General features: G+C 64.0%; 8 protein-coding genes. 7 read left to right on the top strand and 1 reads right to left on the bottom strand.

The features are described 5' to 3' along the window. Positions 1-727: 727 nt before the first annotated feature. The 7 genes from IH80_RS43215 to IH80_RS0136835 all read left to right on the top strand — a co-directional run bounded on the left by IH80_RS43215 (position 728) and on the right by IH80_RS0136835 (position 10,915). The gene (locus tag IH80_RS43215; RefSeq protein WP_158943829.1) at positions 728-1,009 is read left to right on the top strand and encodes a peptidase inhibitor family I36 protein; all 282 of its coding nucleotides are present in this window, start codon (positions 728-730) and stop codon (positions 1,007-1,009) included. 299 nt (positions 1,010-1,308) lie between these two features. Then, the gene (locus IH80_RS43210; RefSeq protein WP_234432514.1) at positions 1,309-1,746 is read left to right on the top strand and encodes a hypothetical protein; all 438 of its coding nucleotides are present in this window, start codon (positions 1,309-1,311) and stop codon (positions 1,744-1,746) included. 411 nt (positions 1,747-2,157) lie between these two features. Beyond that, positions 2,158-2,871: a hypothetical protein gene (locus tag IH80_RS41605; protein ID WP_234432513.1), complete on the top strand. Its 714-nt coding sequence runs from the start codon at positions 2,158-2,160 to the stop codon at positions 2,869-2,871. A gap of 12 nt (positions 2,872-2,883) precedes the next feature. Further along, entirely contained in the window at positions 2,884-4,224 is a 1,341-nt protein-coding gene (locus tag IH80_RS0136850) for a peptidoglycan-binding protein (RefSeq protein WP_078906941.1), read from the top strand. Further along, positions 4,221-4,928: an ABC transporter ATP-binding protein gene (locus tag IH80_RS0136845; protein WP_030966225.1), complete on the top strand. Its 708-nt coding sequence runs from the start codon at positions 4,221-4,223 to the stop codon at positions 4,926-4,928. The genes IH80_RS0136850 and IH80_RS0136845 overlap by 4 nt, the downstream gene beginning before the upstream one ends. Continuing rightward, positions 4,925-6,184, top strand: a complete 1,260-nt coding sequence (locus tag IH80_RS0136840; protein ID WP_078906940.1) for an ABC transporter permease — start codon at positions 4,925-4,927, stop codon at positions 6,182-6,184. The genes IH80_RS0136845 and IH80_RS0136840 overlap by 4 nt, the downstream gene beginning before the upstream one ends. 246 nt (positions 6,185-6,430) lie before the next feature. After that, on the top strand, positions 6,431-10,915 hold the full coding sequence (locus tag IH80_RS0136835) for a hypothetical protein (protein WP_063757382.1): 4,485 nt from the start codon (positions 6,431-6,433) through the stop codon (positions 10,913-10,915). 55 nt (positions 10,916-10,970) lie between these two features. On the opposite strand, the gene IH80_RS41295 is transcribed toward IH80_RS0136835, so the two are convergent. Then, complete coding sequence (locus IH80_RS41295) at positions 10,971-11,546, bottom strand: DUF6461 domain-containing protein (RefSeq protein WP_030966221.1); 576 nt, start codon at positions 11,544-11,546, stop codon at positions 10,971-10,973. Between the last annotated feature and the right edge of the window lie 389 nt (positions 11,547-11,935).

The following is an 11,935-nucleotide window of genomic DNA, read 5'->3' as shown; positions in this document are numbered from 1 at the left end:
ACGCCACCCCCGCAACTACCTGGCCTTCCACGGCCTCGCCGCAGCCATCTGCTGCTACAAGCGACTCATCCGCATCACCACATAGGACACGGTCTTAGGAGACGGTCGGCCGCCTGGTCGCGGTGCAGGACAAGGGCCTGGCCGCCATCCCCGAGCTGGCACGGGAACTGATCGACCCGCACCGGGAACAGAAGCGGGCCTGCGGAGGCCGCAGAGGGAGCCGGCGGCCCAGGAGGTGCAGACTCCGGGAACGCAGGCACGCCGGTGACATCGGTGTCCATCATCATCCGAGGAGTCACGGACCGGGCAGGCCAGCTCCCGAAGCAGCAAGGAATGCAATCCGGACGAAGTTTCGAAAAGGAGTCCGAATCGCCGACACTTCACATTCTTATGTGACTTGGATCACTTCACCCTCTCGTCATGCTGCCTATTCTCCTGGCCTACCCGGCGCAGGATCCACGTCGTGGTCGAGTAATTGGCCGCCGTCAGGCGGACAATCAGGGGGAAAATCACATGCGTTCACTTCGCGTCGTCGTTGCTACAGCTGCCGCTGCCAGCGCTGTTCTGTTGATGGCACCTTCCGCAGGTGCTACCGCACCTTCGCCGTCCGCACCGGTCGTTCCGCCATCACCGGCTCCAATCCCGTGATCGCTACGTACAAGGGCAAGCAGATCAACCTCGCCAACGACTGGCAGGGGGCTCAGGTCTGTGCCGAGGCGCCCGAACGGTGAAGTCCGCTGTTTCGACAGCCAGACCGAGGCGGACGCCTCCACTCACCAAGGAGAACGCCGCCCTCTCCAAGGAGACGGCCGCCAAGCGCAAGGCGCTCGGCGCGCAGGCGCCGGCCTCGACGTTCGCCTTGGGCGACTGCGCCAGCGGCTGGGTCTGCCTGTGGAAGCACTCCAACTACACCGGCCGCCGACTGCAGTGGAGCGCAAGCGGGACCAAGAACCTCAGCGACTGGAACTTCCGTGACCAGGAAAGTTCCATCTGTGTTAACCGCCCCTAGTTAGGCGGGACCCTCGTCGAACTCCGGGACTTCATGCCGGATCCGTCGATGCACATCCCCGCCGGCAGCTGCTACGACTTGACGACGCTCGGGGTACCGGGCGGCACGTGGAACGACAAGGCCGACTCCCTGACCATGTAGTGCGCCATGGCCCGGCTGAACTGCCGGGCCATCAGTACTGCACTGCACAGGTAAAGGGTCGCCGGTCATCGGAAATCGGCAATCTGTGCGCACTGGACACCGATTACATGTGAAGGAACACAATGACCCATCTCCGTAGATATCGATCCGCTGCTTTTGTGGCTGCCGTGGTTGGCGTGATGATTTCCGCACCACCGGCGAATGCCGCGTCTACCCAGTATGAGAACCATTTCAACGACACAGTCTGCAAGGATCCAGGATATTCCAGCTTCCATTTCACCCTCTGGTACAACTCGGAATTCAAGGGCGCCTATCGAAATATTGGCTACAACGTCTGGGATTTCAGCGATGAGCGCTACGCCCTAACATCCGGCAAGCAGCCCCTGAATTTCTGCATGTTCGGGGTAAGTAATCCATGGCCTGGTTCGGGTGAGGGGGTCAAGAATAATGCCGCCTCTGCAGCAAACCGCCACGCCACTTACTTTGCCGACGTCTACTACAACAGTGGATACAAAGGCGCAAAAGACGAGGTTGCATTGATCCGCAACCTGTACAACACAAAGAACAATAACGCCTCCTTCGCCTGGCGGGTTTAAAGGGTGCGAAAGCGTGTTGTTCATGCACCCGAGTCGCTAAACTTTGCAGGCGATGCACATGGCGGTTCCGCATTTGATCGCTAGTTGAAGTTTGCCCCGTGGGGCCAGGAAGAGGCGTGCCCCGCGGGGCAAACGCGCACGCCATTAAAGGCTTCACCAGCCCGAGGCGTGAAAATCCACAAATTGGATGCTCGAAGTGAGGCGTTAGCCCCGTCCCTTATCATTAGGAAATGGTAATCTCTGATGCGTTTCACTTCCCCGGAAAGGGTAGCGGCGGTACTTGCTGCGTGCGCCCTCGCTGGTTCCGTTGTCGGCTGTTCTGAACAGTCTGGATCGTCCAGTGGTCCACAACTCCGCCCGGTGCCCTCCCGTTCCTTCAATGAAGCAGATCCTGCAACGTGGACGCTGCCGATGGAGGCCTACCTTCTGTCTGACGATCAGCGCAGCCAGCTTTCAAGAGCGAAAGGACTGTTGATTGACGGTTGCATGAAGAAGGCTGGGTACGATCAATGGAATCCAGCCCCGGAACTTCCAAAGATGGGCCCTAAGACGCTGACTGACTGGCGATACGGGATTCACGATGGAGAACTGGCGAAGCGCCGTGGATACAAACCCGATGATGCCGAACAGGCGGCCTATGACGAGGCAGTAAACTTGGGTGCTGTAGACGGCACTTCACCAGAAGGACCGGACGGAAAAGCACTTCAAGTGTGCATCGGTGAAGCACGCACCAAACTGGGCACCGGCGCCTCTTCGTACGGCGAAGAAGCCCAAAAGCTTGGAAATGAAGCTTTCACTCGGTCCAAGGAGGATCCGAAGGTAATCGCCGCGTCCCAGGAATGGTCGTCGTGCATGAAGGAACAAGGCTACAACTACAAACAGCCGTTGGACGCGAGTGACGATTCACGTTTCAGTGGCAAGGAAGTTACTCCGGAGGAGATCGCCACGGCCACGGCGGACATCACCTGCCGCAACCGTACCCACGTGGCCAAAATTTGGTGGGAGACCGAGGCCAAGCTACAGACCGCCTCGCTTGAGAAGAACGCCGAGACGCTGGAGAAGGCCCGCAAGGAGCTCGACGCCTCGATCAAAGCGGTAGCCGACGTACTTGCCGGCGAAAAGTAGGAGAGCCGCAACATGTTCAAGCCCGCTGACGCGCCGAAAACCTTGGCACCCGGAAATGACGCCCCCTCACACCGGCAACCGGCTCCGCCGCGCGGGGGACTCGTGCGCCGCCGCCGAATCTTGACCGGCGTTGTCGCGGGAACTATGGCCCTGACTGGAATCGGCGCTGGAGCTGCGACCCTGCTGAAGTCCCCGGCGCAGGTTGCAGCAGAAACCGCGCCGCCGCCTCCCGACGTGCTGACGGCGCCTGTCGAGAAGAGGGTACTATCCGCCTCGCTGATCACCCGCGGTAAAGTCGCCGCTTCACAGCGGATTGACGTTTTGTCGGCCGGGCTGAGTAGTGGGGACACCATCCGTGCGGTGGTGACCAAGGTCAAGGCGAAGCCCGGCGACATGGTGAAGCCCGGCTCGGTTCTAGTGGAAGTTGCTGGTCGCCCGGTGCTGGCGCTACGCGGGTCATTGCCGGCCTACAGGAACCTGACTGCAGGCGTCGTCGGCCCGGACGTGGTGCAGCTGCAGCGGGCCCTGGCCGAACTTGGCTACCGCCGTGGCACCGACCCCTCGGGCACCTTCGGCCCAGGTACGCAGAACGCAGTCAGGTCTCTCTACGAGGCTGCCGGCTATACCGCCCCCACCACCGCCGGAATGAAGGCAGGCGCGGCAGGCAAGCCGGGTGCTGACAAGCCAGGCGAGCCGCCGAACAGCAGCGCGTCCGCTGCCACGACGGGTACCTCGCCGACGGTGGTGCTGCCGGCAGCCGAGACGGTGTTCGTATCGGACGGTCCGGTGCGGGTCGATTCGGTCGAGGCGGTCGTGGGCGCTACTGCCACCGAGAAACTGATGACGATCACAGCCGGGGTACTCGGCATTGACGGAGCGCTGGAAAGTTACCAGAAGGACTCGGTGCGACCTGGGCAGAAAGTGGATATCTTCGCAGACAGGAGCGGCGGGCGGGCTGTCGGCACGGTGGCGTCCGTGGGACCGGCGCCAGTCCCGACGGGCAAGGAAGCCGGCGCCGCCGAAGCGACACAGCGCTTCCAGGTGAAAATCACCCCCGACCAGCCGCTGCCCGCCGAGTTCGCAGGCCAGGACGTCCGGCTGACAATCAACGCCGCATCATCTGAAGGCGCGGTTCTGGTGGTCCCAACCGCAGCAGTCTCTTCCCAGGCAGACGGCCGTACGACACTCACCGTCGTCACCAGCGGCGGAAAGCAGGCCCGTGTGGAGATTCGCACCGGGATGACTGGTGACGGCTACGTGGAGGTCACACCGGTATCGGGCACCCTTGCGCCCGGTGACCGCGTCGTCCTCGGCGCGGGACGGGCCTCTGCACCGAGCGGCGGCAAGCGGTGAACCCAGAGCGGACACCCCCGGTGATTCAGTTCGACTCTGCCGGACTGACCTACCCCGGGCCTCCGCCCGTTCCCGCACTGCTCCCCTGCGACCTGACGGTCAGGCGCGGCGAGTACGTCACCATCGTGGGGCCATCCGGATCGGGAAAGTCAACCTTCCTCAACATCGCTGGCCTGCTAGATACCCCCACCCACGGGGCCTACCTGCTGGACGGGATTAACACCACCAGCATCAAAGACAAGGAACGCACCACCCTGCGGGGATCCCGCATCGGTTTCGTCTTTCAAGCCTTCCACCTCCTGGAGCACCGCAGCGCCCGTGAAAACGTCGAGCTCGCCATGATCTATCAGCGAGTTCCCCGCCCGCAACGACGCGCCCGTGCCGACGCCGCGCTGGTCCGCGTGGGCCTGGGACACCGGTTGGACGCTTTGCCCACCAGGCTCTCCGGCGGAGAACGCCAACGGGTGGCCATCGCCCGGGCACTGGTCACCGAGCCCTCGCTCCTGCTTTGCGATGAACCCACCGGAAACCTAGACACCGCCACGGCAGAGTCCGTCCTGGAACTCCTGGACCAGCTCCATCTCGACGGCGCGACGATTGTGGCCATCACCCACGACCCCCAGGTCGCTGCCCGGGGTCAGCGCACCGTCACGATCCGCGACGGCCGTCTCACCGATCCTCTTGCCGAGCAGGTAACCGCATGACCGCACACGGCAGCAGTCACCGAGCCCGCAAAGACGGTACAAAGGCTCGTCGTCCAGGTCTTGCGGCACGTGATCTGTGTGCCGAGGCCCTCGCCGGCGTACTCCAACGCCCGGCGCGCTCGGCCCTCACCGCACTGGGCACCGTCTTGGGAGTAGGTGCCTTCATCGCGGTCCTCGGCCTCACCGGCACCGCCGCCTCTCAGATCGACGCCCGGTTCAGCCGGCTCACCGCGACGGAAGTGACCGTGCAGGACACAGGCGGAAGCGACAGCACCCACGTTCCTCTGTCCTTCACTCCGGACGCCGACCAGCGCATCGCAGCACTCAACGGAGTCACGGTTGGCGGAGTTTTCTGGAAGGTGCGTCTGCGCACCGACCAGAAAGTCAGCACCTCTCTGATAGCAGCCGACGGAAACGACATGCGCCCACAAGTCATGGCTGCCTCCCCGGGAGCACTCCAGGCCGCAGGCCCTCACATGGCACAGGGAAAGCCGTTCGACGCCTTCCACGACCGCGAACGCCAACAGGTAGCCGTCATCGGCTCGGCAACCGCGAACCGGCTCGGGATCACGGATGTACAAAGCCAGCCTGCCATCTTCGTCGGCACGACTCCGTTCACCGTCATCGGCGTCCTCGAGGACGTCGACCGCAAGCCCGACCTGCTGCTGTCCGTCCTCATCCCACGCTCCACTGCAGAACGCATCTGGGGCCCACCCAGCGACGACCGCGCCACCATGCTCATCTCCACCCGCCTCGGCGCCGCCACCCAGATTGCCAACGAGGCAGCCCTCGCCCTGCGCCCGGACCACCCTGAATACTTCAAGGCCCTTCCGCCCCCCGACCCCAAGACCCTGAGATCCGGAGTCGGCGGAGACCTCAGCTCCCTCTTCCTCCTGCTCGCCGCCGTATGCCTCGTGATCGGGGCCGTCGGCATCGCGAACACCACCCTGGTCGCCGTAATGGAAAGAACCGGAGAAATCGGTCTGCGCCGTGCACTCGGCGCACGCGGGCGCCACATCACCTTGCAGTTCCTCTCCGAATCCACCGCTCTCGGACTTATCGGCGGCCTGATCGGCACATCGATCGGCACCGCGGTCGTTGTTCTGGTATCTGCGGCCCGCCAGTGGACCCCGGTTCTGGATCCGATCACCCTTGCCGCCGCCCCTGTCTTGGGCCTGACCACCGGCCTTCTCGCGGGAATTTACCCCGCCTGGCGGGCATCCCGCATCCCTCCGGCCGAGGCCCTGCGCCGCTGAGCGCACAGCCCGCCTCTCTCGGATGCACGCCCGCCAGCCGCTGGGGTTCCGCCCTGGTGAAGGCTCCACGACCGTGCGGCCTGCTGTCTGGGCCCACCTCAAGTACAACCCGCCAAGACCCTTGGCGCTCATCGAAGGCCCGCTCGCAGAGCAGCGGGCACAGTGCTCGCCCCTGGGGGTGCGAGCGGTTTCCAGCGAGGAGAAAAGTTGAGATTACGTAGGAAAGCACGGACAGTCTCAGCGGCGGTGGCCGCTGGTGCGCTGTTCGCCGGACTCCTCCAGGCCACGGCCTGGGCCGAGGAAAAGCCACGACCAGCGCCTGCTCCCGCGAAGCCGTTCGAGGTGCCTGCTGAGGAGCGCTCCAGGGTCCTTGGCAAGGACTGGAAGAAGTCGGCGGACATAGCCTGGACGACCAGTTCCGATGCGCAGGGCTTTCATCTCCTGACGGCCCACGAAAGCGCCGGCTACTCCTGGAGCACTGTCGCCTCGCTGTCCGAGCCCGGGTTTGACACAGACTCATGGATTGGGAACGCGTGTGTCACCGCCTCGGGCAAACGCGCAGTGGTGGTGTACGCGCCGCGGACCTTCACGAACACACCGAAGCTGATGGCACGCGGCGCGTTCGCCGCGGTTGTGGAGCTGGAGACCGGGCACGTCACCAAGCTGCCTGTACAGGTCTCCCTGTCGTACTACAACCCCGGCTGCGGGACGGGCGAAGAGGCTGTCCTTACACAGTCCGGCGGCGAGGACAAGCCCTCCACCCGCCTGTTCAAACTGGACACGATCACGTCGACGCTCTCCCAACCCATTGAAACCACGGGGCAGGTCACCTCGTCGGTACCGGCTTCCGACGGGTCTGTGGTCGGAGCCGCGGGCGCGCAAGTCGTCAAGGTCGATGTCAAGGGCAACAAGACGCCCGTCGTGGCCACCGACGCGGTGCCCTACCGACTGACGCCCGACTCCGACGGCGGCCTCGTCTTCCTCGACCAGACCCCAGAGAAGGCCGGTGCGAAGGTGGCACGGGTCAAGCACGTCGAAGCCACTCAGATCACAAATCCGGGCGCCAAGAAGGCCGCAGCGGTCCTGGCGGAGGGTCCCTTGGCCGAGACCGGTCTGACGCGAAACGCCGGCACCGTCTACCTGACGGGCAAAGCCAAGCCAGCCTCCGGCAAGAAGCTGCCCAAGACCGTGCGTCACCTCACCAGCACGCCCAAGGACGCCAAGGTCTCCACCCGCGGCGAGGCGGTGCTGAGCGAGACCACGTGGGCAGACGGCCAAGGTGCCCTCATTCACGGCGCGGACCCGTCCGCAGGGCGCCCCGTCCAGGTCCAGATGACCGTCCTGGACAGCGGCGGCACAACCGCGTTCACCGTCGCCCCCGGCCAGCGGACCAGCCCGCGCATCCAAGAAGGGCGCGAACGCACCCCGGCACTCAAGGCTCCCAAGGCCGACGGCGTGACGGCACCTCAGGCACAGCCCAAGTCAGCGAGCCCGGCCCCCCAGGCCGCTGCGCCGCAGGCTCTCGCCGCCGGAACGCCCAACGAGATCGTGGAATCTGAGCGTGTGTGCTCCGTTCCGCGCAATGACCCTCGGAACCAGGCGATGCAGCCCAAGCCGCGGCAGGTCGAGTGGGCAGTCAACCAGGCCATCCGCGGTAACCTCGACAAGCACGTCAGTCGGCCGGAGAACTGGAAGAACCTGGGCATGCCGGCCTACCAGCCGCAGACCCTGTTCCCCTACCCCTCCGATCTGCTCAAGGGAGCCACGGTTCCCGCGCAGGTGATGCTCGGCATCACCGCCCAGGAATCGAACATGTGGCAGGCGTCCCGCGTCGCGGTTCCCGGTGTCACGGCGAATCCGTTGATCGGCAACTACTACGGCATCGATCTCTACGACGGCAACGCGGCCAACGACTGGGACATCAACTGGGCCGAAGCCGACTGTGGCTACGGCATTACCCAGGTCACCGACCACATGCGTCTGGCCGGACGCGAAGATGGGAAGGGCGGTGCGGCCTGGGACTACCAGAAGCAGCGTGCCGTCGCCCTCGACTACACCGCCAACGTGGCGGCCGGTCTGCAAATCCTCGCGGACAAGTGGCACCAGACCACTAGTGCGGGCTTGAAGGTCAACAACGGCAACTCCGCCAAGCTTGAAAACTGGACTTTTGCCCTGTGGGCCTATAACTCGGGCTTCTACCCCGACAACGGAGACGGTTCTCCCTGGGGGCTCGGATGGGCCAACAACCCCGCTAACCCCGAATGGGATGCCGGCCGGTCACCCTTCATGGAGGACAACGCAGGCAACGAAGAAGCAGCGGATGCTGCGCACCCTCAGGACTGGCCGTACCAGGAGAAGGTCCTCGGGTTCGCCGCTCACCCGCCGTCCTTCCTCGAGTCCCCGGGCAAGATGGTCCCCGCTTTCATCGCGGCCTGGTGGAACGGCAAGGAGGGTGGAGCCAGCATCGAGGGCTCCGCAGTTCAGCACCGCGCCAAGGCCAAGCCTCCGGAGAACCTGTTCTGCACACCGCTTGACAACAGCTGCGACCCGAGCAAGATCGGAGACGGCGCCAAGAACGAGACCGGAGCCGGTCCCTGCATCCGTGACGTGGACTACAAGTGTTGGTGGCACAAGTCCGTGCAGTGGAAGAACGACTGCGACTTCTCCTGCGGAAACGACTTCACCCGCTTCCCGGTCAGCTGGGCCGAGGAGGCCGACGGCACCGCCTACCCGCCGAACTGCACCACCAGCGGCCTGCCCGCTGGCGCCCGCATAGTCGACGACGTAGCCCAAGGAACTGCTGTCATCCGCCCAGGATGCCCGAACAACTCCTGGACCAACCAAGGCACCTTCACCTTCGACTTCGGAAAGGGTGAAACGGCCTGCTCGCTGTGCTACGTGAAATGGCCGGCGAAAGTCGACCTCCACCAGCTCGGCGCCGGCTTCGGCGGGCACTTCTACTTCGGCCACACCAGGAAGGCCGACGCCAAGGGCGAACGCCTAAAGATCACCGGCACGTGGAAGCTGAACGCACCACTGGCCGAACGAGACGCCCGCGTTTGGGTACACCTGCCCGACCACGGTGCACACACCAAGCAGGCGAACTACGAGATCAAAACAGCTGAAGGCTGGGTCTCCAAGCAGGTCTCCCAGCCCGGGAAGAGCAACCGATGGGTGGACATCGGCACCTACCGCTTCGAAGGCAACCCTGAGGTCCGCCTGTCAACGATCACTGGCGACGGGACCGGTGACCAGGACATCGCCTTCGACGCAGTCGCCTTCGAGGGGGGCGACTTCTCTCAGATCCCGGAGATTCGCTTCCCCGACCCGGACCCCAACGCACCGGCGCCTGCGGCCGTCGAACCCCCGGAAATCATTCCCGGAAACTTCCTCGACCTGAACGTGGCGGCGAACCGCGGCGCTCCCGCGGCGAAATCCTCGCTGGTAAGCCCCAGCGCAATCGGACCCAAGGTCTCAAAGGAATGCCGAACGGTCAACGAGGCCAAGCAGGAAGTCATCTGCATGGGCCCGGCCCCCATGAGCCCGGAACCGGCCGAAAAACAGTCGGAACGAAAGCGAGCCGAGGCACCAGAAGCTGACGCCGGCGCCAGGGCAGCCAGCAGTGCAGCCGAACCCGTCGCATGCTCGCTGGCCAACCACTCCGTCTCCTACACCAGGACGTATGCATGCATGACCGGTCAGCTCATCCTTGAGCGCATCACCGCCGGTCGGCCCACAGGCCAAGCCATATGGGATTACCGGCATGAAATCCAGCTCAACCTCAAGACCGCAGTAATCCAGCAGACTGTCTCCTTTGACATGAAGTCGACGGCGGGAATCACGGCCGTCACACTAGACATGGACTTCGACTGCCTCGGTGCCTGCCAGAGCGAACCTACTCGGTGGACCAACAGCCAAACCTGGAAGACCGGCGATCGGCACACGCTCAGTGGGTTCAAGGAGATGAAGTGGACCGGAACCTCCGGCCATAGCGACGTATATCCCAGCTGGACGTTCAAGGGGACGATGGACAGCGGCGCGGGCACGCCCATCAAGCGCGACAAGCCCGAGCTCAACATTCGCTGCGACCTTGAAGCGAAGAACACCGACGGAAAGCCCGGCTGTGTGTTCTCACGCTACATCCCCACCTATGTTGTCGGTACTGCCGAAAACCCGTCGGCTGCGGCCTTCTACTGGATTCTCCAGCAGAAGCTGCCGTCTCACCCCGGAAGCCGCCCGCACAAGAAACCCCTCACCTATCTGGCCGACTCGGCCAAGGCCGACTACAACCGCAACAAGGTCGTCTGCAACAAGTACGGCGATGGGAAGTTCCTAAAGCATCCGGACTCGGGGGTAACGAGGCCCGGTGGACCCAGTTGTGACGAGTTCCCGTTCGCAGCCACCTACCAGAGTGGAGCCATGCCGGTAGCCACCGGTGGGGGCGGCCTGACGCTCGGCACGGGCTGTCTCCAGCTGTACGCGAAGAAGCCGACGGCTGGAGAGCAATGGACGCTGAAGGAGGACACCCGTTACGCCCGTCCCAACACGTGGAAGGAACCGTGCGGTCGAGCCTCGCTGCCGGGTGACGAGAACAGCGGTGCGGCCAACCGGATCGGCCTCCACTTCGTTCCCAACAACCGCATCATCGACAAGGACGCCTACTACCTGCTGGCCCCTGGATTCGAGGAATGCACTGATCTGACGAAGATCTGCTGGGTTCGTACCCGCTAGGGTTAGAGAGCACATGAGAACTGGGGCCGGGGTCGTTCTCCCGGCCCCAGTTCGTTTACCTGGAAGGGAACGAGATAGCGGGGAGTGAGGCACTTAGAATGGAGGATCGAGGCAGGTCGACCCCAAAATGCCGTTCCATCAGTTTCAGCAGAAGCACCTCGGAATTTTCCTCGGCTACCCCTTCCGGCACACCGGCTTCCACCAGTCCCGCGGCCACGAGTCCGGACGCGTATGTCAGGGGGCCAGACTCGTCTACTACCTCCTGGGCATCCGACGGCTCAAAGAATGCTACGATCTCGCCATCCACCGCGTGCATAAACCACACGGGAGGCATTCCGCTATTGAGGACAGCGATGCACTCTGTTCCCGCCGATACCCGAAGGGCATTCCTGGCTTCCATGCCCTCGGCGCTCCACTGCTCCAGTGAGAACGCCCAGTCCCCTGTGGTGCCGAGGCGCGCTACAGGCGTCTTGTCCATGGAGTACTCGAATGCCTCGCCCGAGGTCATCGAGGCGATCATCGCTTGACCGTCGTGCCCCAGGCGGGCGACAAGTTCGTTCACGTCGATCCCACGAACGAGCAACAGGCAGTAGGCGTCACAATCCTCCGGCAGCCAGTGGATTCCGTCCATGGATTTCTCCCGTGTCCTGAGTTTGAGTTACGTGCACCGTGGCGGGCGCAGGCGCCCCGCAATCCTGGAAGCCCAGGCGGATTCCGTCCCTAACAGGGCTGCATTGTCGGAGCGCCACAGATACGCCGATCATACGACCACGGTCTGTCAGAGTGCCGTGCTACCTGCGTTTCACGAGCGCACGCCTCCAGCAAGCGCTGGCACCGGGCGCCTCGGTGAGTGCCGTCCCAGGAAGCCTCGCGGCGGCTGGCCCGCACACCCCGGGCGGGTCATCCAGCACCTGCTGCTGGCCTAAGACCGTGTCCTATGTGGTGATGCGGATGAGTCGCTTGTAGCAGCAGATGGCTGCGGCGAGGCCGTGGAAGGCCAGGTAGTTGCGGGGGTGGCGT

Source organism: Streptomyces sp. NRRL S-378, from assembly GCF_000720645.1.
In the GTDB taxonomy this organism is placed as follows: Bacteria; Actinomycetota; Actinomycetes; order Streptomycetales; family Streptomycetaceae; genus Streptomyces.
Note: the sequence above shows the minus strand (reverse complement) of the source record. Positions and strands in the feature narration are given on the sequence as shown.